This is a genomic window from Streptomyces sp. NPDC001796, assembly GCF_042892355.1.
Taxonomy (GTDB): Bacteria; Actinomycetota; Actinomycetes; order Streptomycetales; family Streptomycetaceae; genus Streptomyces.
The window spans coordinates 579,757-603,744 of the sequence record NZ_JBIAUC010000003.1; the positions used below are offsets into that span (position 1 = coordinate 579,757).

19 protein-coding genes and 2 pseudogenes are annotated in these 23,988 nt (G+C 70.9%); 11 read left to right on the forward strand and 10 right to left on the reverse strand.

Annotated elements, in window-relative coordinates:
* Positions 1–377: 377 nt before the first annotated feature.
* From ACFYZE_RS09390 to ACFYZE_RS09410, 5 genes are all read left to right on the forward strand, one after another.
* Positions 378–1,415, forward strand: a complete 1,038-nt coding sequence (locus ACFYZE_RS09390; protein WP_388990478.1) for a LacI family DNA-binding transcriptional regulator — start codon at positions 378–380, stop codon at positions 1,413–1,415.
* 157 nt (positions 1,416–1,572) lie between these two features.
* Entirely contained in the window at positions 1,573–2,811 is a 1,239-nt protein-coding gene (locus tag ACFYZE_RS09395) for an extracellular solute-binding protein (RefSeq protein ID WP_388990480.1), read from the forward strand.
* 20 nt (positions 2,812–2,831) lie between these two features.
* A complete protein-coding gene (locus tag ACFYZE_RS09400; RefSeq protein WP_388990482.1) occupies positions 2,832–3,815 on the forward strand; it encodes a carbohydrate ABC transporter permease in 984 nt (327 codons plus the stop codon).
* Positions 3,812–4,636 carry a carbohydrate ABC transporter permease gene (locus tag ACFYZE_RS09405; RefSeq protein ID WP_388990484.1) on the forward strand — a complete coding sequence of 275 codons (825 nt, stop codon included), beginning with the start codon at positions 3,812–3,814 and terminating at the stop codon, positions 4,634–4,636. Before ACFYZE_RS09400 ends, ACFYZE_RS09405 begins: the two co-directional genes overlap by 4 nt.
* 78 nt (positions 4,637–4,714) lie before the next feature.
* Positions 4,715–6,448: an amylo-alpha-1,6-glucosidase gene (locus tag ACFYZE_RS09410; protein WP_388990486.1), complete on the forward strand. Its 1,734-nt coding sequence runs from the start codon at positions 4,715–4,717 to the stop codon at positions 6,446–6,448.
* 172 nt (positions 6,449–6,620) lie between these two features.
* On the opposite strand, the gene ACFYZE_RS09415 is transcribed toward ACFYZE_RS09410, so the two are convergent.
* On the reverse strand, positions 6,621–7,568 hold the full coding sequence (locus ACFYZE_RS09415) for a DMT family transporter (protein ID WP_388990488.1): 948 nt from the start codon (positions 7,566–7,568) through the stop codon (positions 6,621–6,623).
* Positions 7,569–7,589: 21 nt separating this feature from the next.
* On the opposite strand from ACFYZE_RS09415, the gene ACFYZE_RS09420 reads away from it, so the two are divergent.
* Both ACFYZE_RS09420 and ACFYZE_RS09425 read left to right on the forward strand, forming a co-directional pair.
* Positions 7,590–9,179, forward strand: a complete 1,590-nt coding sequence (locus ACFYZE_RS09420) for a PLP-dependent aminotransferase family protein (protein ID WP_388990490.1) — start codon at positions 7,590–7,592, stop codon at positions 9,177–9,179.
* A 298-nt stretch (positions 9,180–9,477) separates the two neighbouring features.
* Positions 9,478–9,909 carry a tetratricopeptide repeat protein gene (locus ACFYZE_RS09425; protein ID WP_388990492.1) on the forward strand — a complete coding sequence of 144 codons (432 nt, stop codon included), beginning with the start codon at positions 9,478–9,480 and terminating at the stop codon, positions 9,907–9,909.
* Between the two features lie 143 nt (positions 9,910–10,052).
* On the opposite strand, the gene ACFYZE_RS09430 is transcribed toward ACFYZE_RS09425, so the two are convergent.
* A complete protein-coding gene (locus tag ACFYZE_RS09430) occupies positions 10,053–10,976 on the reverse strand; it encodes an SDR family oxidoreductase (RefSeq protein WP_388990494.1) in 924 nt (307 codons plus the stop codon).
* Between the two features lie 87 nt (positions 10,977–11,063).
* Here ACFYZE_RS09430 and ACFYZE_RS09435 point away from each other — a divergent pair, with 87 nt between their 5' ends.
* Positions 11,064–11,630, forward strand: a complete 567-nt coding sequence (locus ACFYZE_RS09435) for a TetR family transcriptional regulator (protein WP_388990496.1) — start codon at positions 11,064–11,066, stop codon at positions 11,628–11,630.
* 318 nt (positions 11,631–11,948) lie between these two features.
* On the forward strand, positions 11,949–14,144 hold the full coding sequence (locus ACFYZE_RS09440; protein WP_388990498.1) for an MMPL family transporter: 2,196 nt from the start codon (positions 11,949–11,951) through the stop codon (positions 14,142–14,144).
* 127 nt (positions 14,145–14,271) lie between these two features.
* On the opposite strand, the gene ACFYZE_RS09445 is transcribed toward ACFYZE_RS09440, so the two are convergent.
* From ACFYZE_RS09445 to ACFYZE_RS09455, 3 genes and pseudogenes are all read right to left on the reverse strand, one after another.
* Positions 14,272–15,717: a protein kinase gene (locus tag ACFYZE_RS09445; RefSeq protein WP_388990500.1), complete on the reverse strand. Its 1,446-nt coding sequence runs from the start codon at positions 15,715–15,717 to the stop codon at positions 14,272–14,274.
* Between the two features lie 196 nt (positions 15,718–15,913).
* A complete protein-coding gene (locus tag ACFYZE_RS09450; RefSeq protein ID WP_388990502.1) occupies positions 15,914–17,317 on the reverse strand; it encodes an amino acid permease in 1,404 nt (467 codons plus the stop codon).
* 160 nt (positions 17,318–17,477) lie between these two features.
* A pseudogene (locus ACFYZE_RS09455) lies at positions 17,478–17,737 on the reverse strand (hypothetical protein); the annotation flags it as partial.
* Here ACFYZE_RS09455 and ACFYZE_RS09460 point away from each other — a divergent pair.
* Positions 17,734–17,991: pseudogene (locus tag ACFYZE_RS09460) on the forward strand (hypothetical protein); the annotation flags it as partial. The pseudogenes ACFYZE_RS09455 and ACFYZE_RS09460 sit on opposite strands and share 4 nt — an antisense overlap.
* Positions 17,992–18,079: 88 nt before the next feature.
* Entirely contained in the window at positions 18,080–18,625 is a 546-nt protein-coding gene (locus tag ACFYZE_RS09465) for a DUF488 family protein (protein ID WP_388990503.1), read from the forward strand.
* 113 nt (positions 18,626–18,738) lie between these two features.
* Here the strand turns inward: ACFYZE_RS09465 and ACFYZE_RS09470 are convergent, their stop codons facing one another.
* From ACFYZE_RS09470 to ACFYZE_RS09490, 5 genes are all read right to left on the reverse strand, one after another.
* On the reverse strand, positions 18,739–19,848 hold the full coding sequence (locus ACFYZE_RS09470) for an NAD(P)/FAD-dependent oxidoreductase (protein WP_388990505.1): 1,110 nt from the start codon (positions 19,846–19,848) through the stop codon (positions 18,739–18,741).
* 178 nt (positions 19,849–20,026) lie between these two features.
* On the reverse strand, positions 20,027–21,151 hold the full coding sequence (locus ACFYZE_RS09475) for a LacI family DNA-binding transcriptional regulator (protein ID WP_388990507.1): 1,125 nt from the start codon (positions 21,149–21,151) through the stop codon (positions 20,027–20,029).
* Complete coding sequence (locus tag ACFYZE_RS09480) at positions 21,151–21,921, reverse strand: amino acid ABC transporter ATP-binding protein (protein WP_388990509.1); 771 nt, start codon at positions 21,919–21,921, stop codon at positions 21,151–21,153. The genes ACFYZE_RS09475 and ACFYZE_RS09480 overlap by 1 nt, the downstream gene beginning before the upstream one ends.
* Positions 21,918–22,667, reverse strand: coding sequence for an amino acid ABC transporter permease (locus ACFYZE_RS09485; protein WP_388990511.1), 750 nt, complete (start codon positions 22,665–22,667; stop codon positions 21,918–21,920). The genes ACFYZE_RS09480 and ACFYZE_RS09485 overlap by 4 nt, the downstream gene beginning before the upstream one ends.
* A complete protein-coding gene (locus ACFYZE_RS09490) occupies positions 22,664–23,521 on the reverse strand; it encodes an ABC transporter substrate-binding protein (protein ID WP_388990513.1) in 858 nt (285 codons plus the stop codon). Before ACFYZE_RS09490 ends, ACFYZE_RS09485 begins: the two co-directional genes overlap by 4 nt.
* Between the last annotated feature and the right edge of the window lie 467 nt (positions 23,522–23,988).

Here is a 23,988-nt window from a genome sequence, read left to right on the forward strand (position 1 = left end):
ACTGTCGAACCGGTTCGTTCGCATGCGCCCAGGAGCGGGGAACCGTGTGCGGAAGCCGGGGACGCCGGGACCGTGCTGCGGAGCTGTGGACCAGGCGAACACGCGGCTGCGGGGCTGATCACTTCATCGAACCGGTTCGGTGAAGCTAGCACCGGGACAGGCCACCAGCAATCCCTTCGACGCCGCGTGCTCCGGGAGTCGTACGGGGTTTCGGCAAGCGGGTCCGAGGTATTGACAGACGTGCATGGCCTCCCTACCTTCGCTTCACGCGAACCGGTTCGACGGCCGGCCCTCGCCCCGCACCTCATTCCAATCCCCTGACGACCGGCAGCCGTGCTCTCCTGCGAGTGTCGAACCGGTTCGAGCAAGGAGTCACCGTGAACATCGGTGAGATCGCCCGGCGGGCCGGTGTCTCGCGGAGCACCGTGTCCTACGCGCTGAGCGGCAAGCGCCCCGTGTCGGACGACACCCGCCGCAAGATCCAGCAGGTCATCGACGAGCTGGGGTACCGGCCCAATGCCAGCGCGCGCGCCCTGGCCAACGGCCGGACCAGCACGATCGGCCTGGTCTTCCCCCCGGCCGGGAACCACTACACGGGGATGCAGCTGGATTTCATCGGCAGTGTCGTGGAGGCAGCCGCGGCATACGACTACGACGTCCTGCTGTCACCCAGCGGCATGGACAGCGACCGGTCCTTCCAGCGGCTGCTGGGGGAGCGGCGGGTCGACGGCGCGATCCTGATGGAGATCAGGCTGGAGGACGACCGGGTCGATCACCTGGCGGCACTCGGCTTCCCTTCCGTCGCCATCGGCCGTACCGCCCATCCGGAGGGCGGCTGGTGGGTCGGCCTGGACCACACCGCGCTGGCGGCGGCATGCGTCCACCACCTGGCGGACCTCGGCCACAGCAGGGTCGCCTTCGTCAACCGGCCCGAGCAACTGCTGCGGGCCGGGTACGAGTCCGCGCACCGTGGCCTGGAGGGCTTCACCAAGGCCGCGGCCGAGCGCGGGCTCACCGTGCGGACGTACTGCTGCGGGGACGATGCCGCATCGGGTCAGACATGCCTGGAACAGATCCTGTACGACGATCCGGCCACCACGGCCCTGGTCACGCTGAACGAGGCCGCGCTGGGCGGCCTGTACCGGGGGCTCGCCCAGGCGGGCCGCCATGTGCCGCGCGATTTCTCCGTCACCGGGGTCGTGGCCGGCCGGTGGGCGGAGACGGTGACCCCGCAGCTCACCGCGGCGGACGTACCGGCTGCGGAGATGGGCCGGCGCGCCGTCGACCTGCTCGTCGAGCGGCTCGACCATCCTGCCGCTCCCGCCCGGCACCACCTGCTCACGCCGCCGATCTCCTTGCGGGCCAGCACCGGGCCCGCCGCCGGTACGTCCTGCACCGAGGGCCGGCATTCCTGACCGCACCATCACGGCCGCCGTACCCGTAACCCTCCTTCCCTCCTTCCCCCTTCCTCTCGACACCGGGCATCCCGTCTCCCCCCGTCGTTCGGCGTGCCCGTTTCCTCCACGTCGCCCCTCCCACGGCATCCCTGTGCCCAAAAACGAAGGACCCCCCATGCACAGCTCCTCCCGACGGCTCCTTGCCGCCGCTCTGTCGACACTCGTCGCCCTCGTCGGCACCGCCTGCTCCTCCGGCTCGGGCAGCACCGGCACCAAGGGCGCGGACAGCGGCACGTACACCGTCTGGGACCCGTACCCGCAGTTCGCCAAGGGCTCGGCGTGGACGCGGCTGCTGGACAAGTGCGGCACCCAGGCCGGCGTGAAGATCAAGCGGACCGGGTTCGACACCAGCGACCTGGCGAACAAGACGCTGCTGGCGGCGCAGCAGGGCAACTCCCCGGACGTCCTCATCGTGGACAACCCGGTGGTGTCGACCCTGGCCGAGGCGGGCGTGCTCACCACGACCGACGACAACAAGCTGGACACCTCGAAGGTGGACCCCAACCTGCTCGCGGCCGGCCAGTCGGGCGGGAAGACGTACGGCGCACCGATCGGCGCCAACACGCTCGCCCTCTACTACGACAAGAAGGTGCTGAAGGAGGCCGGGGTGGACATCTCCTCGGTCAAGGACTGGAGGTCGCTGACGGCGGCACTGGAGAAGGTCAAGAAGGCGGGCAAGAAGGGCGTCACCTTCTCGGCGATCGGCACGGAGGAGGGCAGCTTCCAGTTCCTGCCGTGGTTCTGGGGCGCGGGCGCCAAGCTGACCGAACTCGACTCCGCCCAGGGCGTGGCCGCCCTGTCGCTGTGGAGGGACTGGCTGAAGCAGGGCTACGCACCCAACTCGGTGCTCAACAACACCCAGACGACCAGCTGGCAGGAGTTCGCCAGTGGTGACTACGCGTTCGCGGAGAACGGCACCTGGCAGCTCGCGAACGCGGAGAAAGTCGGCTTCGACTACGGGGTGCTGCCCGTCCCCGGCGCGAACGAAGGCACCGCCGCAGCCCCGACCGGCGGTGAGTTCGTGACCGTCCCCGTCCAGCAGGACACCGGTCGCTACGCCACCTCCCAGAAGCTGGCGACCTGCCTGACCAGCACCCAGAACCTCTACGACACCGACACCACGCTGTCCTACGTGGCGCCCACCAGCGAGGTGCAGGCGAAGCAGGTGGCGGCGAACGCGAAACTGAAGCCATGGGTCGACGCGGTCAAGTCGGCCAAGGGCCGCACCAGCGACGATCTGGGCACCAAGTACCCGAAGATCTCCGAGCAGATGTGGAAGGCCGTCCAGACCGCCCTCAGCGGGTCCAAGTCGCCCAAGGACGCGCTGGCCGCGGCGCAGTCCGCCGCCAAGTAACCCGACCACGGGGGTCGTTCATGAACCACACGACACAGCTGCCGGACCATCGCTCCGCGCACACCCGGAACGGGGCGGTCTCCGCCGCCCCGGCCCCCGCCCGCACCGGGTCACGGCGCCGGCCCACCTCCACGCAGTGGGCCGCCTGGGGCTTCCTCGCCCCGGTGACCCTCTATCTCGCCCTCTTCTACGCCTATCCGCTGTACCGCAACATCGATCTGAGCCTGCGCAACTACACGGTCCGCTCCTTCGTGCAGGGCGACGCGCCCTTCACGGGCCTGAAGAACTACCGGACCGTCTTCGACGACCCGACCTTCGCCCCCGCCCTGCTGCACACGGTGGTGTTCACCGCCGTGTGCCTGGTCTTCCAGTACGCCATCGGGCTGGCCCTCGCGGTCTTCTTCAACCAGCACTTCCGGCTGTCGGCGACCCTGCGTGCCCTGTTCCTGGTGCCCTGGCTGCTGCCGCTGATCGTGTCGGCGTCCATCTGGTCGTGGATGCTCAACAGCGACTCCGGAATCGTCAACGCCGCCCTGCACGTCATGGGCATCGGACCGGTGAACTGGCTGACCTCGCCGTCGTGGTCGCTGACCTCGGTGATCATCGCGAACATCTGGATCGGCGTCCCCTTCAACCTGGTGGTCCTCCACAGCGGCCTGCAGTCGATCCCGGCCGGCCTGTACGAGGCCGCCGCCCTCGACGGTGCGGGCGCCTGGCGCCGGTTCCGGAGCATCACCTTCCCGTTGCTCCGCCCGGTCTCGGCGATCACGCTGCTCCTGGGCCTGGTCTACACGCTCAAGGTCTTCGACATCATCTGGATCATGACCAAGGGCGGCCCGGCGGACTCGTCCACCACCTTCGCCACGTGGTCCTACCGGCTCGGCTTCGGCAATCTCCTGCCCGCCTTCGGCCCGGGCGCGGCCGTCGGGAACCTCCTGGTGGTGGCCGCCCTGGTGTTCGGTCTGGTCTACGTGAGGGCCCAGCGAAAGCAGGCGCTGTCATGAACCGAAGCACCAGCCGTACGTGGACCAGGACGGCCGTCGGCCTGCTGCTGACCGCGATCATGCTCTTCCCGGTCTACTGGATGCTCAACGTCTCCCTGACCCGCGACCAGGACATGCGCAAGAGCCCGCCGGACCTGCTCCCCGTCCACGGCACGCTGGCCGGCTACCGCACCGTCCTCGACGAGCAGTTGCCCTACCTGGGCACCAGCCTCGTCATCGGCGTGGGCACCGTCGTCCTGACCGTCGTCCTGGCCGCACCGGCCGGCTACGCCCTCGCCAAGCTGCGTCCACGCGGCGGCGGCGTCCTGGGCTTCGTCCTGCTGGCCGCGCAGATGATCCCCGGCATCATCATGGCCATGGGCTTCTACGCCATCTACCTCCAGCTCGGTCTGCTCCAGACGGTCCCCGGCCTGATCGTCGCCGACTCCACCCTGGCGGTTCCCTTCGCGGTCCTCATCTTCACCGCGTTCATGTCCGGCATCCCCGGCGAACTGCTCCAGGCCGCGAAGACGGACGGCGCCGGACCGTTGCGCACCTTCTGGTCGATCGTCCTGCCGATGAGCCGCAACGCCGTCGTCACGGTGTCGCTGTTCGCCTTCCTGTGGTCCTGGTCGGACTTCGTCTTCGCCGGCACGCTGGTCAACGGCGGCGCCCACGAGCCGATCACCCTCGGCATCTACCACTACATCGGCAACAACAACCAGGAGTGGAACGCCATCATGGCCACCGCCGTCGTGGCCTCCCTGCCGGCCGCGGTCATCCTCGTCCTCGCCCAGCGCTACGTCGCCGCCGGCGTGACCGCCGGTGCCGTCAAGGACTGACGGCCTCACACCGTCACGGCTCCACCGTCCGCCCGTCGGACCGCCGATCTCCCCTGCTCGAGAAACGAGTCTCACCCTATGACCGCCGCCCGATCCGGTCCGGCCTTCTCCGTCCACGACATCCCGTTTAGCACGCACGGATCCTGGTTCGACATCTCGCCCGTCGTGGCGGAGAAGACGTACGCCGAGGACCTCCATCTCGTCTCCCACCAGAACGGCATGCACGCCGTTCTGCGCCTGATGCCCCTGCTGGGGACCGGCGACCGTGCCGAGACCCGCGTCGAGGCGACGCCCGGCCTGCTCAGCTGGATCGGCGAGGGCGGGCGCGTCGACCTCGCCTTCGAGTCGCCGGACACCGTGCGCCTGCGGGGCACCGGTCTGGACCTCGAGGTGTCCGCAGCCGCCGAGGCCCTGACCCCGTTCAGCGGCACGTACTTCTTCCACGACCCGGCAGCGGACGCGCACGTGTTCACGTCGTACGAGACCGGGCGCCGCTACCGTGTCACCGTGCTCTCCGGCACCGTGGCCCGCAGAGCCGGAGGCCAGGCGCTCGGCACCGGCGAGCGTGGCCTCGTCACGACCGCCGGCGCGAACGGCACCTGGGAGGTCGCGCTCGAGGAGTTCGACGCGTCCCGCCCGCCGTACGCGTCCTCGGCGACCTTCGGCGAGATCGTGGCGTCCGCGCGGAGCTCGTTCGCGGACTTCCTCGAGGCGGTGGCACCCTGGCGCTCATCCGCCACCCCGGCCGCCGAACTCGCCGCCTACGTCCTCTGGTCGGCCACCGTACGCCCTGCGGGCCTGGTCACAAGGCATGCCGTGCTCATGTCCAAGCACTGGATGGACAAGGTGTGGAGCTGGGACCACTGCTTCAACGCGCTCGCTCTGGCTCCCGGGTGCCCGGAACTCGCATCGGACCAGTTCGCACTGCCCTTCGACCACCAGGAACCCGGCGGCGCCCTGCCCGACTCGGTCACCCACTCCGAAGTCCTGTACAACTTCGTCAAACCGCCCATCCACGGCTGGGCTTACGGTCACCTGCGCCGCCGTCTGCCGACACCTCCCGGCCGTGCGGAACTCGCCCAGACCTATGACCGGCTGGAACGGTGGACGGACTTCTGGCTCACCGCACGGCGAGCCCCCGGCAGCGAACTGGCCCACTACCAGCACGGCAACGACAGCGGCTGGGACAACGCCACCACCTTCGACCCCGAGCGGGTGGTCGTCACCGCGGACCTGACCGCATTCCTCATCCTCCAGATGCGGGAACTCGCGGCTTTGGCGGCACAGTTGGGAAGGGCAGATGAGACGCTCCGCTGGACGCGAGCGGCGGATGCCGCCCATTCGGCCCTGCTCGACCAGCTCTGGTCACACGACAGGTTCGTCTCCCGGGGGGTCGACAGCGGGGACACCTGGAGCAGCACCAGCCTCCTCGACCTGATGCCCATCGTGCTGGGCGAGCACCTGCCCGGCCCCGTCGGCAGCGCACTTGCGGACCGCATCAAGGCCCATCTGACGCCGCACGGCCTGGCCACCGAGCTCACCACATCACCGCGCTACCTCGCCGACGGCTACTGGCGCGGCCCCATCTGGGCCCCCGCCACCGTCCTCATCGAGGACGGCCTGCGCAGGGCCGGCCACCTGCGGCTGGCTGACGACATAAGCGCCCGCTTCCGCGCCCTGTGCGAGACCCACGGCTTCGCCGAGAACTTCGACGCCCTCACCGGAGCCGGTCTGCGCGACCGCGCCTACACCTGGACGGCCAGCAGCTACCTCCTCCTCGCCGAAGCACACACCCGCCGAGGCAGCGACTGACCGACCGCCCAGGTCACCGTCCGTGCAAGCGGCGGGGCGTGCTCCGCAGGACGCGGAACGAGGAGAGAGGAGAGGGGCATGTCGAGCCCGGCTGCGGGCGGTGGCCACCGTGCGGCGCCGGTGCTCGCGGGTCCCGAGGACGTTGCGGCAACCTTGTTGTGCGTGCGGCCCGCTACTTGGAGCGCGCCGTCGCGGGTGAGGAGTCCGCCGTGGGCGACTGATCCATGGCTGTGACGCCGCGGGAGGGATCGCCGTGTGGGCGCAGGCCACCGACCAGCCCGAGCATCAGCACGGCGATGCCCAGCCATACCGACGGTCCCGGCGCGCCGCTGCTCGAGACGGCGCCGACGACCGCCGCGGACAGCGGCGCGATGCCGGTGAGCAGCCCGGCTCGTCCGGCCCCGACGGCGCGGACCGTCGAGTACCACAGCACAAAGGCGACCGCCGTCACCATCAGCGCCAGATAGCCGGCGGCAGCCCACTGGGAGCGGGACAACTCCCGGACCGCCGAAGGACCTTCCGAGGTCGCGCCGAGAACGGCCAGCAGCACAGCGGCCAGCCACATCGCATGCACGGACACCCCCCAGGGCGAGTGCCGTCGCAGCACCGGCACCGCGAGCAGTGTGAACGCGGCCTCGCACCCGAGGGCCACCACCGCCCAGCCCACCCCCACGGCGTCGGTGCGACCCGTCCCCTCCACCAGCACCGCGCCCGCCATGACGACCGGCGCCGCCAACAGGACCTGCCGGCTCGGCCTGCGCCGCTCCAGCGCCGGGCCCACCACCCCGAGCACCACCGGTACGCACGCGATCGCGACGGCGACCACCGCGGGCTCCGCATGGCCGACGCCCCGGACCACGGCCACGTTGAACAGCACCAGACCGGTGACCGCGATCCCGGCCAGCCACAGCCACTCCCGGCCACGGGGCCACAGCAGGCGAGCCCCGGCGAGCCGGGCCATGAGCAAAAGGATCACGGTGGCGGCCGCGTACCGGACCGCCTGAGTGGTGAACAGCGGGGCGTCGACCAGCGTGCGCGAGACGGTGACGCTGCTGCCGACCAGCGTCATCCCGACCATGCCGGGGAGGAGTTTGGTGAACGAAGCGGAAGGTGTGTCCATACCGCCCACGCTGCCGTGACAATGGACGCCATGGACAGGTCCACAAAGCCATCGGCTCAGGGGTCCAAAAGTGCACGCTCGAGGGCCGCGGCAGCGGACGTGCCGGTGGACGGCAGGGCAGCCTCAGGCGCGGTTGCCGGCTCGGACTTCCTCCAGCTGGACATCGGTGAGGCACCGCCCGGCGGGCGTACCGCCTGGCTCGCCGACCGGCTGAGGTCAGCCATCGCCGACGGTCGGCTGCCCATCGGCGCACGACTGCCCGCCAGCCGCGTACTCGCCGAGGAGCTGCGCGTCACCCGGGGCGTGGTCACCGAGGCTTATCGGCGCCTCGCCGAGTCCGGTCAGATCGCCGGGCGCGGCCGGCTGGGCACGGTGGTCGTGGCGGCTCCCGCCGCGCCCCGCGACCACGCCCGCGACGCGGCCGGATCGGGGGCCGTGGCCGGCCCCGCGCTGTTCGGCTCGGGCGACCGCGACGGCCTCATCGACGCTCTGCGCGCCCTGCCCTGCCGTATCGACCTCTCCCCGGGCGTCCCCGACCTCGCGGCCTTCCCGCGCACCGGCTGGCTGCGCGCCGAACGCGCCGTCCTCGCGGGAGTCGGACCGGCCGACTTCGGCTATGGCGACCCCCGGGGTGCGCCCGCCCTTCGCCGGGCCGTGGTCGGCTGGCTGGCCCGCAACCGCGGCATTCGGGCCGACCCGGAGGAGGTGGTGGTCGTCGCGGGCGTGGCGCAGGCTCTCGGCCTGCTCGGGCAGATCCTGCGGGCGGACGGGATCCGCCGCGTCGCCGTGGAGGATCCCGGTTCGCTCGGGGCACGCCAGCAGCTGGAGTACGGCGGCCACGAGGTCGTGCCTGTTCCCGTGGACGCGGGCGGCCTCGACGTGGGAGCGCTGCGTGCCAGTGGTACCCGGGCGGTGCTGCTGACCCCGGCCCACCAGTTCCCCACCGGTGTCGTCCTCGACGGGGAACGCCGTCGCGAGCTGCTGAGCTGGGCGGCCGAGGGCGGCGTGGTCATCGAGGACGACTACGACGCCGAGCACCGCTACGACCGGCCGCCGGTGCCTGCGCTGCGCTCGCTGCTGCCCGGCGGCGTCTGCTACGCCGGCAGCGTCTCCAAACTGCTCGCGCCGGCGCTCCGAGTGGGCTGGCTCCTCGTACCGCCGGACCGCCGCGACGCCCTGGTGACGGCCAAGCGGTACGCCGACCTCGGAAACGGCGTCCTCACCCAGCTCGTCCTCGCCCGCCTGATGGACTCGGGCGAGCTGGAACGGCACCTGCGCCATGTCCGGCAGCGCCACCGCAGGCGCCGGGACGTGATGCTGCGAGCGATCGAGAGGCATCTGCCCGGCGCCCGCGTCCACGGGGCGGCAGCCGGCCTGCACCTGATGGTCACCTTCAGCGACCCGCGGGACGGTGCCCGCGACAGCGGCTTCCGCGACACCGACCTCGCCGCGGCCGCTCTCGCAGGAGGCGTCAAGGTGCACCCCCTGTCCTGGCACCGCATCACGCCCGGCCCTCCGGGCCTGGTCCTCGGCTACGCGGCGGGCCCGGCGCACGAGATCGACGAGGGCATCGCCGCCATCGGAACAGCCCTGCGCGACCTTCTTCCCTGAGCCTGCAGGCCGCCGCCCTTGCCGAGCAGTGGGGGGAACGACGCCGGAGGCGGAGACGACGCCGGCCGGCAATTCGAGGGGTTTACCGGAGGGGCAGGCCGGCGCTCCGCGCCTGGAATAGAGGGCGGTCGGCACATGTTCGGGCAGTCAGTTGATACATCAACAGTCGCCCGGCCGAGCCGGTGTCCGAGGGCGCGCGGCGGCGGCGTGCCCACCGTGCCGTACGAACGGCGACCGGCTGAGCTCCGGCCCCTGTGAGGGACCGTGCTCACGCCGGACAACTCCAAGAGGAGGACTGATGAGCGACACCTTCAACGGCTACCCGGCGACGGACGGAGTCGCGCCGGACCGCTGGGCGAGCGCCCTGCACCTGTTCGACAAGGGCGCCGGCGTCCCGCACGAGGAGACCACGGCGGAGCGCTGGGAGCGGGCCCGACTGCTGTTCGAGGCGAAGGACTACATCGGCGCCGCGAAACTGCTCGCCGCCGTCGTCGAGGAGGTCCCCGAGCAGACCGCGCCCCGGCTGCTGCTGGCCCGCGCCTACTACCAGTCGGCCCAGCTGCGGCGTGCTGAGGAGCAGCTGCGGCGGATCATCGACCGTGACCCCGTGGAGCACTACGCCCACCTGATGCTGGGCCGCACGCTGCAACGCCAGGGGCGTCATGAGGACGCCGCGCCCTGGCTGCGCATGGCCGCCGCTTTCACCGGAGAGCTCCCGGCCGACGACTGAGTGCCGACGGTGATGCGACAGCGGCTCCGCCTGGGCCGGTCCGGACTGCGACAGGGTTCCTGACGTGGGCTTCTGCCCAGGGCTTCGACGTGTGGCTCCCTGACCGGAGGCCTTTGCCGCAGACGGCGTCCCGGCGGCCGGTGTCAGTCGGTGGTGGCAGAGGTGTGGAAGTAGTGACCCTTGTCGAGATCGGTGAGGAGGTCGGGCTGGGTCGGTTCCCAGCCCAGCAGTTCGCGGGTCAGGGTGTTCGACGCCGGGGCGTCGGCGCCGAGGAAGGCGCCCAGCCAGGAGAAGTGCTCGGCTGCGGCCTCGGGGGTCACGGAAGCCGTCGGCACGTCGAGGTGACGGCCGATCACCTCGGCGATGTCGCGGATCGCGACGCCCTCTTCCGCGACGCCGTGCAACACCGATCCGGCGGGGGCCTTCTCGACCGCCAGACGGAACAGCCGTGCGGCGTCGAGGCGGTGGACGGCCGGCCAGCGGTTGGCGCCGTCGCCGATGTGGCCGGAGACTTTCTTGGCGCGGGCAATGGTGACCAGGGTCGCCATGAAGCCGTGGTCTCCTTCGCCGTGGCAGGTCGGAGAGAGCCGCACCACGGACGAGCGCACACCGCGCGAGGCGAGTGCCAGCACCGCTTGCGCGGTGGCCGCCCGGATCGACATCGGCGAGCCGTCGATCGTGGGCATGTCCTGCTCGGTCGCCACACGCCCGGGCGCGAGTCCGACCACGCCGGAGGCGATGACGAAGGGGCGGTCCGTGCCGGCGAGCGTGTCGCCCAAGGCGTCGACGGCGCGTCGATCGGCCTCCGCGGCGCCCTGGAAGTCGCCGGTGAAGGCGATGTCGTGCTTGAAGGCGAGGTGGATCACCCCGTCCGAGGCGGCGGCCGTGTCCCGCAGGACGCCGAGGTCGTCGACGGTGCCGCGGACGACCCCCGCCCCGGCGGCGGTGAGCGCGTCGGCGGAGGTGTCGGAGCGGGCGAGCCCGACGACCTGGTGCCCCGCGTCGATGAGCTCGGGCACGACGGCGGAACCGATCCAACCGGACGCGCCGGTGACAAAGATGCGCATGACGAAGACCCCGAACTGTTGATGTCAGTTACTGTCATCGAGGCTAGCACTCGATGTCAGTTGCTGTCATCACGCTAGGATCGGTGCATGGGTAGATGGGAGCCGAACGCGCGCGGGCGCCTGGCGAAGGCGGCGTTGGAGCTTTACACCGAGCGCGGGTTCGAGCAGACCACCGTGGCCGAGATCGCCAGAAGGGCCGGGCTCACGGAGCGGACCTTCTTCCGGCACTACGCCGACAAGCGCGAGGTGCTGTTCTCCGGCTCCGGTGAACTGCAGGAGCTGTTCGTCAAGGCGGTCGCCGGCGCTCCGGAGTCCGCAGCGCCGATCGACGCGGTGGCCCTGGGCCTTGACGCGGTCTCCAAGGTGTTCACCGACCGGCGCGAGCACGCGCGGAAGCGGCACGCTGTGATCGTGGCGAACGCGGAACTCCGCGAGCGTGAACTGATCAAGCTCGCCTCGATGTCTGCCGCGCTCGCCGACACCCTGCGCCGGCGGGGCGTCGAGGAGCCGGCCGCGAGCCTGACCGCCGAGGCGGGGGTGGCCGTCTTCAAGGTCGGCTTCGAGCGCTGGATCGAGGCCGCCGAGGAACGCGAGATGTCGCAGCTGATGCGGGAATCGCTGGACGAGCTCAAGGCCGTGACCGCGGGAGGCTAGGGCAACGTACCCGGCGGCCCAGCAGGGGCCGCCGCCGCTGACGGCCCCTCCCGCGTGACCCCGTGCGACGCTCCAACGCTCCCTCGGTGAACCGCAGTTCACTGCTCAGCGCCGGAGACCCGACAGCCCTGAGCCCAAGGCAACGGTTTGTCACATCAGGGGACGCCCGACGGATTGATCTCGGCGTGCGGCCACTACGATCGGACCCCAAGACAACCATTCGACCGGCCCGTTCGGTGCGTGCCGGTCGGGGTCGCCGATGCCAGGGTCCGCTCCCCGGGCTGCGGTGATCTTCCTGCATCAGGAGGACCCTCCCGCATGTTCCGACGTATTGGGAACGCCGTCGTCCGACATCCCGTCTGGACGATCGTGGCATGGTTAATCGCTGCGGTGGCGATCGTCGCCACCGCTCCCGGCCTGCCCTCGAACAGTGACGAGAGCAGTTTCCTGCCCAAGAGTTACGAGTCCATCAAAGCCGCGGACCTCCAGACGAAGGCGTTCCCCAGCGCCTTCACCCCGTCCGCGATCGTGCTGTACCAGCGCACCGACGGCGGCAAGTTGACGGCCTCGGACCAGCAGGACGTCGCCCGGATCACCTCCGAACTGGGCAGGAAGCACATCGACCAGGTGCAGAAGGTCGTCCCCGGCCAGCCGTCCAAGGACGGCAGGTACGCCCTGACCCTGGTCCAGATGGACAGCAAGAACGCCGGCCAGCCCAAACAGGCGGACGCGGCCAAGGTGTTGCGCGCGGATGCCAAGGAGCTCGCCAAAGGCACGCATCTCGACGCCAGGCTCGGCGGCTCCGCCGCGCAGGCCCTCGACCAGCAGGACTCCTCCCAGCGCGGTCAGGCACTGATCGGCATCGGCACCTTCGTGATCATCCTGGTGACGCTGCTGATCATCTTCCGGGCGCCGATCCTGGCCCTACTGCCCCTGGTCCTGATCGGCCTGGTGTCCGCTGTCGCCAACGGGCTGATCGCGTACGCCACCAAGCTGTTCGACCTGCAGGCCAACAGCTCGATCTCATCCATCCTGATCGTCGTGCTCTTCGGCGTGGGCACGGACTACTTCCTCTTCCTGATGTTCCGCTACCGCGAACGCCTGCGCGCCGGCGACGAGCCCAAGCAGGCCATGGTCAACGCGGTCGACCGGGTGGGCGAGGCCATCGCCTCGGCCGCCGGAGCGGTCATCATCGCCTTCCTCGCACTGGTCCTGTCCACGCTCGGGTTCCTCAAGCAGATGGGCCCGGCGCTCGCCATCGCGGTCGCCGCCACCCTGATCGCGGGCCTGACCCTGATTCCGGCCGTGGTCTCGCTCATCGGACCGAAGGTCTTCTGGCCCTCCAAGTCCTGGCAACGCGAGCCGGACAACGCCCGTTTCGCCGCCCTCGGTCGCGGTGTGCAGCGCCGCCCGGCGCTGACCGCCGCGGTGTCCGGCCTCGTCCTGGTCGCGCTGTCGCTCGGCACGTTCGGCTACAAGGCCACCTTCGACCTGGCCTCGGGCTCCATGCCCAAGACCAAGGAGTCCATGGTCGTCCAGGACGAGATGCAGAAGGCGTACTCGGCGGGCGCCGCCGCACCCACCGACGTCTACCTCTCCAGTACCGACGGCAAGCCGCTGGACAGGGCCGCCTTCGACGCGTACGCGAAGAAACTCGGCGCCGTGGACGGCGTCGCAAGCGCCCGTATGGCCCAGGTCGACAAGGACGGCACCACCGCGGACTTCACCGTCACGCTCAAGTACGAGGCGTCGACGGACAAGGCGATCGACGCCGTGGGCAGGGTGCGCGACATCGCCCACTCCTCCGCCCCGCAGGGCACCGAGGCCCTCGTCGGTGGCATGTCCTCGATCTACAAGGACATCAATGCCGCGGTCAACCACGACTACCGGACGGTCTTCCCTGTCGCCGCTGTCCTGATCATGGTCATCCTGGGGCTGCTGCTGCGTAGTGTGGTCGCCCCCTGGTACCTGATCGCCTCGGTGGGCCTTGGCTTCGGCGCCACCCTCGGCGCCACGGTCTGGATCTTCCAGGCGGGACAGGGACATTCGGGGCTGATGTTCATGCTCCCGGTGATCATGTATCTCTTCGTGGTCGCCATCGGCACCGACTACAACATCCTCATGATCGCCCGGCTCCGCGAGGAGGCCCGGGAGGGCCGCGAGCCACGTGAGGCGGCCGGCATGGCGCTGAGGCACGCCGGACCGACCGTGGCCGCCGCGGGCTTCATCCTGGCGGCGACCTTCGCCACGATGATGCTGGCGGGCAACTCGCTGCTCACGGAGATGGGTTTCGCGGTCTCATTCGGCATCGCGGTCGCCGCCTTCGTCATGGCGATGTTCTTCACACCGAGCCTCACCGCGCTGATCGGCCACGCGGCCTGGTGGCCGGGGCACGGGGACCGCGCAGAGGAAGCGGCGGACGGCACAGTCGACGGATCCCTCGGTTCCGGGCCCGTCCCCGGTGAAGCCCGGGACACGGTCGCGCACGATCCGTCCGGGCGCCGCAGTCAGTGACAGTGTGACGGGACAGGTCTGCCGGGCCGTGAGGCCCGGCAGACGCCGACTCGGTCCAGATCGGACGCGATCGACAGAGTGACCGACAGACCGAACTCATGCTCCGAACGTCCGCCTTGCACGCGGGTCAACCGTGGCCTTCGCGTCCCTTGGGCGCTTGAGGCTTCTTGGCCTCCTTGGCCTCCGCGGCCCGGGCGGCCTCGTTTGCGTCCGTCTCTTTGGATTTCCTGGCCTCTTCGGCCTCCTTGGTCGCCTGACGGGCGTCGCGTAGGGCGGCCCCCGTTCGGGCAGCACGGCTGCCCGCGCCGTGGCCGTCGCCCGAGGCGCCGGCCACGGAGGAGGGCGAAGTCTTCGAGTCGGTCGGGAACACGGACGCGGTCGGTCGAGGGGCTGCCGTGGACGGAGCTTCCCTGGTCGCGGTTTTGGTGGGCGGCTTCGCCGACGGGGACGTGCGCGGGGCGGAGTCGGCTCGTCCGGCGTTGGTCTCGCTGCTGCCCGGAGCCACGGCGAGCGTGACCGTCAGCGTGGCCGAGAGCGCTGTGAGGACGGCGCCCGCCGTACGGCGGCGTCCGTGTTGCGGCCGGCTCGGATGCCGCGTTCCGGTGCGCGGATCCGCGGCTGTGGTGTCGACCGCGGGCTCCTTGGCCTCCTGGACCGCGATCCCACCGGTACGCGCGTGGACACGTGTATCGGTGGATGCGGTCGACCGGGGACCGAAGGAGGCCGAGGACGACAGGACGTGCCGATCGGCGCGCAGAGCGGACAGGACCTGGGCGCAGTGCTCGGCGTCGGGACGGGCCTCCGCGTCCTGAGCGGTCATGGCTCGCAGCAGACAGGCCAGCTCATGGGGCACCGAGGGCGGAACCACGGGTTGGCGGTGAAGACGGGCCACGGCGGACTCCAACGGGGTGCCCTCGTACTCCAGTTCGCCCTTCAGGCACTCCAGCAGGAGCAGGCCGAGCGCGTAGACGTCGGCGGACGGTCCCACTCCCTTGCCCATGACCTGCTCCGGGGCCAGATAGGCCGCGGTCCCGATCAGTACGTCGGAGGCCGTGTGCCGCGTGGCGTTCACCAGGCGGGCGATACCGAAGTCCGCCAGGTGAGGGGCCCCGGAGGCGTTCAGCAGGACGTTCGACGGCTTCACGTCACGGTGCACGATGCCGGCGCCGTGCACATGGGCGAGCGCCTGCGCAAGGGCGGCACCCAGCTCGGCGACACGCCCGGGGGGCAGGGGCCCTGCGGCCAGACGCGTGCGCAGAGTCTCGCCCTTGATCAGTTGCATCACCAGATAGGCGCGCCCCCTGTGCCGGCCGGCGTCGTAGATGGTGACCAGGCCGGGGTGCTGCATGCGCGCGAGGAGGACGGCCTCCTCGGAGAACCGCTCCTCCATCCGCGGATCGGTGTCCGGCCGGAAGAGTTTGACGGCCACCTCCCGCCCCAGGCGGACATCGAACGCCTCATGGACGTCGGCGGCGCCTCCCCGGCCGATCCCGGCTCCCAGCCGGTAGCGGCCACCCACCATTTCCGAGGAGACATGCAGTGCCGACCGGAACCCGGAACCTGGGCCCTTCATCTGTCCTCCGTCACCGTCACCGAGCAGTGCAACCAGCGAAACGCTGCGGGCGCGGGTACCCCCCGCCGCGCCACGCAACCGGACGGAATCGGCGTCAACCGCCTCTCAGGTCTGCACGGCCAGGCCCCGCCGCCGAATCCGGCACTCCCTCCGGCACCGCGACCGGCCGAGTCCGGCGGGAACGGCAGCGGTGGGATCAGGCCGTCCTCTGCCGCCGGGCGGCCAGCACCGCGTACACGATGACCCCCGCGAACAGGAACAGCACGCCCTGGTACACCGCCGCGTATCCGGCGCCCGCCACGAGCCACAGTGAGAAGGCGGCCGCGACCGACGCGACCAGGGCGTCCCGTACCAGCCGCGCCCGGTCGACCAGTTCCTGCCGCCCCGAGACGAGATGGAAGAGCTGCGCGGCGGTGGCCAGCAGATAGGGCACGGTCGCGGTGAACGTGGTGAGGAGGACCAGGATCTCGAAGACCTTCGCCGAGCCTGACGTGTAGTTGTAGACGGTGAGCAGCGAGGCGAGGACGACGGTGACGGCGACGCCGACAGTGGGAACGCCCCGCCGCCGGCGCGCGAAGGGGGCGGGGAACAGGCCGTCCCTGGCCGCGGCGTAAGGGGTCTGGGCGCTCAGCAGCGTCCAGCCGTTGAGGCAGCCGGTCATCGACACGAGCGCCGCGAGCGCTACGGCCCAGCCTCCCCAACTGCCGCCGAACATGGCGTTGACGGCGTCCGAGAAGGGCGCGGTGGACTTCACCAGGCGGTCGTGCGCGACCGTGCCGAAGACGGACAGGGTCCCGAGGAGATAGACCAGTGCCGCGCCCGTGGTGCCGATGACGGTGGCGCGTCCCACGTTGCGCCGGGCGTTCCTGACCTCGCCCGCGCTGACGGCGGCGGACTCCACGCCCAGGTAGGAGAAGAGCAGGATCGCGGCGGAGGCGGACACCGCGCCGATCGCGCTGCCGCCGCCCGCGTGGAACGGGCCGAGGTTGTGCGGGTCGAAGAAGAACAGCCCACCGACGGCGACAAGCAGCAGCGGTGCGAACTTCAGCACGGTGGACACCAACTGGACGGCGCCCACATAGCGGGTGCCCGCGAAGTTGGCGAGGGCGGGCAGCCACTGCAGGGTCAGCGCGGCCAGGCAGGCGCTCCAGCGGTGACCGTTCACCGGGATCAGCACGTCGAGGTAGCCGACGGCGGCGACGGCGAGCGCCGCGTTCGACACCCAGGTGGTGATCCAGTACGCCCAGGCGGCGAGGAAACCGGCGAAGTCACCGAACGCCTCGCGGGCGTAGACGTAGGGCCCGCCGGTGCGCGGGTCACGCTCGGCGAGCCGGCCGAAGACCAGGGCGAGGGCGATCGCGCCGACGGTCAGGACGCCGAAGGCGACCAGGCTGACCGTGCCGTACGGGGCGACGGAGGCCGGCAGCAGGAAGATGCCGCCGCCGATGATGTTGCCCATGACCAGCGCGGTGGCGACGGGCAGCCCGAAGCGGCGGGCGTGCCTGCCGGTGTCGCCGCTGGAGTCCTCGGCGGGATCGGAGGTCTTGAGGGCCTCCTGAGGGGCCGGAGCCGACGGAGGGACGGTTCCGGTGACGTGCATGAGGTGGTGCGCCTTTCATCGAACTGGTGCCCGGGATCGCCGGGGCGGACCCATGGTCCGGCATGGCGCGATGCGGCTCCAAATCGATCGCTTTTGTCCTGTATGGCCCCGCCGGGCGCCGCAAAAGATGCGCTGTGACGGGCCCTGAGCCGCGAATCGTTCAGCGGCGGCGGATCTGCATGCCCGGGCGGCGCTTGTGGACGGTGAGGTAGGACAGGCCGTCTCCCCCGCGGTGACGCTGCGGGTCGAGCCGCGCGACAGCCAGAGCAGCGTGCCCTCGGTGAGTTGGCGTGGCCCCTCGGGGCTGCCGAGGACGCCGTCGCCCGCGACGACCAGGAGAAGGACGTCCAGGTCCGGCTCGGTGTGGGTGTCCACGCGCTGCCGGGCGGGCAGGCGGATGAGGTTGGCGTCGAGCTGCCGTCGTCGTGATCGCGGCGGTGGCGGCCGGAGGCCCGCCGACCGGCGTCGTCGTGCCCACCGTGTGCGTGGTGGCGCTGCTCGCGGTGCAGCTCGCTCTGGTCCGGCCGATTCTCAACCGGCGGTCCGATCGTGTGCTGGCCGGAGAGAGCGGGGACGCCGCGCCCCGCTCCCGGGCGCACCTGTACTACGTGGCCCTGGAGATCCTCAAGGTCGTCGGCCTGATCGCGCTGGGCGTCAGTGTGCTGACACGGTGAACCGAACCTCGCGGGGAGCGCCCACGACCCGGGTCGGCCGCCGAGCCTGAGCGGCTGCGGGACCAGGCGTTCGGACGATCCTGGACCTGTGAGGCAACAGGCGCTCGTCACCTTCGGACACGGTACGGCGGACCGCGACCGGCTCTCGGACCTGTTGCGCGAGGCGCGGATTGCCGCCGTGGTGGATGTCAGGACCGCGCCGGGAAGCCGCCGCAACCCGGACGTCGGCAGGGAGCGGCTGCGGCAGTGGCTGCCCGAGTGCGGGATCGGCTACCGCTGGGAGCCGCGGCTGGGCGGATTCCGCAAGGTGCCGCAGGACTCACCCGACACCGTGTGGCGCAACGAGTCCTTCCGCGGATACGCCGGACACACCCGGACGGCCGAGTTCGTCGACGCGATCACGCTGCTCCTCGAGGAAGCCGCACAGCGCCGGACGGCCGTGATGTGCGGGGAGGCCGTCTGGTGGCGCTGCCACCGTCGCCTCATCGCCGACTTCGTGGTGCTCGCACGCGGCCGACCCGTCCTGCATCTGATGCACGACGGCCGGCTCGTCCCGCACTCCCTCAGCCAGGGAGTGCGGCTGCGCGAGGACGGACTGCTCGTCTACGACGTTCAGCCTCCGGCCGGGGAGTGAGCGGACGGGCCCCGCAAGTGCGGGTTCCGGCCGGTGCGGCGCGCCGTCAGGGTGCCTGACCGCACGGCGGAACGGCAGGGCGCCCCCGGTGCACCCTGCCGTTCCGGACTGGGTCAGCCGAAGCGGCCCGGACGGAAGGCCGCGAGGAGCGGGCTGGGCTCCCCGGTGACGATCTCGTCGGCCAGCAGTTCACCCGCGATCAGAGCGAGCGTCGCCCCGCTGTGCGAGAACGCCACGAACAGACCGGGTACCTCCTCCAGTTCGCCGAAGACCGGCTCGCCGTCGCCGGGGATCGGCTTGGGCCCGACGCCGTAGGAGGCAGCGGTCAGCACGGGGTTGCCCTCCAGCACGGCCGACGCCTCGCGCAGCAGCTGCTCGACCGTGGCGTCCTTGACCTCGTAGCAGCCGTCCGGGTGGACGACCACCTCGTCCGCCGCCGCGTCGGAGTCCATCACCAGTGAACCGTCCGGCGCTGGACGCACCGCCACACGCGGGGTGTTGAGCACCGCTCGCAGGGCGGTGTCCACGGGCGGGGTCCGCACCAGGAGGGCCACCGGGGTGGCGTCCGGGACGGTGACACCGTATTCCTGAACCATCCGCGGCACGGCGGCACCGGTCGCCAGGAGCACGGCATCGACCTCGATCCGCTCACCCGACCCGGTCCGCACGGCCCTGGCACGGCCTCCCTCCACCACGACCGAGGCCGTTCCCGCACCGGTGACGATCCGGCCGCCCGCCCCCGTGAGGTCGGCAGCGAGCTTCCGGACGAGCGCCGCGAGGTCCACCCAGCCCTCACCGGGGTTGAAGATCGCCCCCTCGTCGGGGATGGCGGCCGGGTCGACGCCCGGCGTCCAGTCGGCGACCTCGTCGCGGTTCAGCCACACCGCGTCGTAGCCGCACCGCCGCATGTGTGCGAACGCCGAGCGATGCTGTCCGGCGTCCCCGGACGGCGCCCAGGTCAGCCCGCCGTCGAAGCGGAGGTAAGGAGAAGAGGACGGAACCCGGTGTGCGAACGTGCGGTAGCGGTCCAGGCCCAGCATCCGCAGGTCGTGGTAGGCCGCCGACCGTACGCCGGGACCGCCGAAGGAGTTCAGCCACGACAGGGACCGCCCCGACGCGCCGGAGGCCAGGTCGGAGTCGGTGACCAGGACGACCTCGGCGCCGCGCCGGGCGAGCTGTGCCGCGGTCGACACGCCGAGCACGCCGCCGCCGACCACGGCCACGCGGCGACGGCTGGAGGAAGAGGAGGACGAAGGTGAGAAAACGGGCATGATGAACGTGCCTTTCCGCGGGCGCCGTGAGGGATGCGCTCGCATGAGCGTGTTGTGTGCGTGCGCCGCGTCGTGATCGCGCTGCGCGGAGTGAGGACGAGGGTGAGGGTCTCGGGGGTGAGGCCCTGTGTCAGTCGGCGCGGGCGCCGCCGCGCCGCGGCTGTGCGGCGCTGGAGCGGACGAGCAGCCGGGTGGGCAGGACGATCCGTTCGCCGGGGCCGTCGTCGCCCTTGATGCGGGCGAAGAGCCGCTCGGCCGCGGTGCGGCCCATGTCCATCGGCGACTGGCCCACCACGGTCAGCGGCGGATCGACCAGAGTCGTCCAGTCCAGGTCGTCGAAGCCCACGAGCGAGATGTCGCCCGGGAGTGCGAGGCCGCGCTGCCGGACGGCCGTGAACAGCCCCTGCGTGGCGACGTTGTCGGCGGCGAAGACGGCGGTCGGAGGCTCGGGAAGCGACAGCAGTGCGTGGGCCTCCTTCTCGAACTCGGCGGCGTCCCCGATCACCGAGCAGCGGATCAGCTCCCGGGACGACTCCGCGCCGTACGCGTCCAGAGCGGCCAGGTAGCCGCGAATACGGTCGATCGAGGGGCGTGCCGCACCCCGTACGGTCATCCGGCCGCTGTCCGACGTGACCAGTTCGGGGCTTTCGTCGGGATCCACGTACAGGAGCATCCCGATCCGCCGGTGGCCCAGCTCCAGCAGATGCTCGACCGCCTCCTTCGCGGCGCCCTCGTTGTCGATGACGACGCTGTCGGCGTCCAGGGCGCTGCTGTGGCGGTCGAGCAGGACCACCGGCACCCCGAGGTCCTGGGCACGCCGCAGGTGGGCGACGTCGATCACGGCGTTCGGCGCGACGACGAGGCCCTCGATCTGCTTCTCCAGGAAGACCTTCACCGCGGCCCGCTCGGCGTCCATACGGTCGTCGCTGTTGGCCAGGATCGCCTCGTAGCCCTCCTCACGGGCCACGTCGCAGATGCCGCGCATCGCGGTCGCGAAGTAGGGGTTCGAGATGTCGACCCCGATGAAGCCGATGGTGCGGGTGCCGCCGGAGCGCATGCTGCGGGCGACGCCGTTGGGGGAGTAGCCGAGTCTGGCGGCGGCGGCCCGCACCTGGTCGCGCAGGGCGTCACCGACGCGGCCGTAGTCGCCGAGGGCGCGGCCCGCGGTGGCCACCGACACGCCGGCCTCGCGGGCCACGTCGGCCACCGTCGGACGCCTGCGTCCGCCGTGCGCTCCCGTACCGTTCCCCGCCATCACAGCACCTGCGAGAGGAACTTCTTCAGCCGCGCGGACCGCGGCGCGTCGAAGATCTGCTCCGGCGGCCCGGACTCCACGACGACTCCCGCATCCATGAACACCACTGTATCGGCGACCTGCCGGGCGAAGCCCATCTCGTGGGTCACGACCACCATGGTCATGCCCGCGTCGGCCAGCTCGGCCATCAACTCCAGGATTCCCTTGACCAGTTCGGGGTCCAGCGCGCTGGTGGCCTCGTCGAACAGCATCACCTGCGGCTCCATGGCCAGAGCCCGTGCGATGGCGACCCGCTGCTGCTGCCCTCCGGACAGCTGGCCCGGCCGGTGCCCGCCACGGTCGCCGAGCCCTACGTCGCGCAGACGCCGCAGCGCGATCCCGGCGGCCTCCTCCTTCGACAGCTTCTTCACGGTGCGCAGTGCCAGCGTGATGTTCTGCAGGGCTGTCTTGTGCGGGAACAGGTTGAACTGCTGGAACACCATGCCGATGCGCTGCCGCAGCACGTTGGGGTCCATCGCCGTGGTGTCCTCGCCGTCCAGCAGCACCTCGCCCGACGTGCGGGTCTCCAGGCCGTTCAGACAGCGCAGCAGGGGCGACTTGCCCGAGCCGGAGGGACCGATCACGCACACCACCTCACCGGCCGGCGCCGTCAGGTCCGCACCGCGCAGCACCTCGACGGGCCCGAACCGCATCCGGATGTCGCGCGCCTGAAGGGACGCTCCCGTGTACCGCTGCTCGGTCGGGGAGACGGTCAGGTCCGGCGTCCTCACGCCAGCACCTCCTTCGGGTCGACGAGCGAGGGCTCCTCGGGCGCCGCGGCCGGACGGGTCCCCTCGCGCAGTCGCCGGTCGATGTGGTTGACGAGGTGGGTGAGGGGCACCGTCAGCAGCAGGTAGCACAGGCCGGTGGCCAGCAGCGGTGACAGGTTGCCCGAGGTCACCGACTCGTCCTCGCCGATACGGAACAGCTCGCGCTGGGTGGTGATCAGCCCCAGGAAGTACACCAGGCTGGAGTCCTTGATGATGCCGATGAACTGGTTCACCATCGCCGGCAGCACCCGCCGCACACCCTGCGGCACCACCACCAGCCGCAGCGCCTGGCCGTGGGTGAGGCCGAGGGCCCGGCACGCCTCGCCCTGTCCCTTGTCGACGCTCTGGATGCCCGAGCGGAAGATCTCCCCGATGTACGCCCCGGACATCAGGCTCAGCGCCAGGATGGCCGCCGGGTACGGCGAGGCGAGCCAGCTGATCCTGGCCGCGAACACGCCCTCGCCGATCACCAGGATGGTGAGCGCGGCGGGCATACCGCGGAAGACGTCGGTGTAGACGCGGGCGGGGAACCGCAGCCAGGAGCGGGACGACAGGGCCATGACCGCGAGCACCATGCCGATGACGCTGCCGAGGAGTGCGGAGAGCACCGACAGCAGCAGGGTGTTGCGCAGACCGTAGGTGAGCAGGTCCGGAAGTACCCGCCCGATCAGGTGCCAGTCGAAGAAGTTGCCGATGAGGTCGTTCACTTCAGTGCCTTCGCCTTGTAGGGAGGCAGCTGGCTGCTGCTCGGCACCGGGTCCTCGGGGAAGTACTTCTTGTAGAGCTTCAGCCAGGTGCCGTCGGCGACGACTTCCTTCAGCGCGGTGTCGAGCTTGCTCCGCAGCGCGGTGTTGCCCTTGCGGACCGCCCAGCCGGCGGGGAAGTCGGTTGCGGGGACGGTGAGGGGCTGGCTCAGATGCAGGGCCGGGTACTTGCCGGCGATGGCGCGGTTGGGGCCGTAGTCGTTGAAGAACCCGTCGACGCGGCCGTTCTTCAAGGCCAGGGCGGCGGTGTTGTTGTCGGGGAAGCGGACGATCTGGGCGCCGGGGATCAGTGTGGCGGAGTTGACGTCGGTGATGGAGCCCTGGAGGACCGCGATCTTCTTCCCCTCGACGCTGGAGACCTTGGACGTGATGCCGCTCTTGGCGGCCGTCAACAGGCCGAAGTAACCCGCGAGATAGCCGTCGGAGAAGTCGACCATCCTCACTCGGTCGGTGGTGATGCCCACGGCCGCGGCGGCCACGTCGAACTGCCGGTTGTTGACCGCCGGCAGCAGTCCCGCGAAGTCCAGCGACACGAACTCCGGCTTCAGCTTCAGCTTCTGTGCCGCTGCCGAGATCAGGTCGACGTCGAAGCCGGTCAGCTTGCCGTCGTCCTCGTAGGTGTACGGCTTGGTGTCGTTCGACGTGCCGACCTTCAGCGTGCCGGCCTGGGCAACGCCGGACGCGTTCGCGGCCGAAGAGCTCCCGTCCGCGGCGGAACCGGAACCGCAGCCGGTCGCGGCGAGGGCCAGCACGGCCGCCGCGGCGGCCACCCCTCTGGCCGAGCGGAACTTCCCCATGTCTCCTCCATGCGTGCTGGAACGTCATGCGTGCGCTGAGCACCGGATCCGTGCCCGGGCGCACGGGATTCCGGTCGATTGGTGCGGGTGGTGACGGCCTGATCGACGGGGCCGAACGGCGGTGGCCGGGCGGTCGACGACTGCGGAGCCGGATGCCCCTCCGCGACCGCGGACGGCACGCGAGGGGCGCGAGAGCGTGTTCCCGTGCTTGCTGAGAACGTTCTCTCAGAGTGAGCGGGAGAACGTTCTCCCGATTGGGTGAGAGAACGTTCTCATGCGCGTCATGGGCGGTCAATACCCGCGGGGGACGGAAGTTGTCGCCGTGTGGGCTGCCGCCCCGACGTGCCGCCGATGTCTTGACCTTGCCGGAAGCGGCGCCCGATCCTCTGGGTGCCGCACTCATGCATGGGTCCGGCGGAGGGCTCGCATCCGCGCCCATTCGTCCCGAGTGTCCGTCTCCGGCCCCG

What these genes read in the sequence shown, in the direction of transcription:
- ACFYZE_RS09395 (WP_388990480.1), top strand. Translation starts at nt 1,573, where the DNA reads ATGCACAGCTCCTCCCGACGGCTCCTTGCCGCCGCTCTGTCGACACTC.
- ACFYZE_RS09400 (WP_388990482.1), top strand. Translation starts at nt 2,832, where the DNA reads ATGAACCACACGACACAGCTGCCGGACCATCGCTCCGCGCACACCCGG.
- ACFYZE_RS09405 (WP_388990484.1), top strand. Translation starts at nt 3,812, where the DNA reads ATGAACCGAAGCACCAGCCGTACGTGGACCAGGACGGCCGTCGGCCTG.
- ACFYZE_RS09410 (WP_388990486.1), top strand. Translation starts at nt 4,715, where the DNA reads ATGACCGCCGCCCGATCCGGTCCGGCCTTCTCCGTCCACGACATCCCG.
- ACFYZE_RS09415 (WP_388990488.1), bottom strand. Translation starts at nt 7,568, where the DNA reads ATGGACACACCTTCCGCTTCGTTCACCAAACTCCTCCCCGGCATGGTC.
- ACFYZE_RS09420 (WP_388990490.1), top strand. Translation starts at nt 7,590, where the DNA reads ATGGACGCCATGGACAGGTCCACAAAGCCATCGGCTCAGGGGTCCAAA.
- ACFYZE_RS09425 (WP_388990492.1), top strand. Translation starts at nt 9,478, where the DNA reads ATGAGCGACACCTTCAACGGCTACCCGGCGACGGACGGAGTCGCGCCG.
- ACFYZE_RS09430 (WP_388990494.1), bottom strand. Translation starts at nt 10,976, where the DNA reads ATGCGCATCTTTGTCACCGGCGCGTCCGGTTGGATCGGTTCCGCCGTC.
- ACFYZE_RS09435 (WP_388990496.1), top strand. Translation starts at nt 11,064, where the DNA reads ATGGGTAGATGGGAGCCGAACGCGCGCGGGCGCCTGGCGAAGGCGGCG.
- ACFYZE_RS09440 (WP_388990498.1), top strand. Translation starts at nt 11,949, where the DNA reads ATGTTCCGACGTATTGGGAACGCCGTCGTCCGACATCCCGTCTGGACG.
- ACFYZE_RS09445 (WP_388990500.1), bottom strand. Translation starts at nt 15,717, where the DNA reads ATGAAGGGCCCAGGTTCCGGGTTCCGGTCGGCACTGCATGTCTCCTCG.
- ACFYZE_RS09450 (WP_388990502.1), bottom strand. Translation starts at nt 17,317, where the DNA reads ATGCACGTCACCGGAACCGTCCCTCCGTCGGCTCCGGCCCCTCAGGAG.
- ACFYZE_RS09475 (WP_388990507.1), bottom strand. Translation starts at nt 21,151, where the DNA reads ATGGCGGGGAACGGTACGGGAGCGCACGGCGGACGCAGGCGTCCGACG.
- ACFYZE_RS09490 (WP_388990513.1), bottom strand. Translation starts at nt 23,521, where the DNA reads ATGGGGAAGTTCCGCTCGGCCAGAGGGGTGGCCGCCGCGGCGGCCGTG.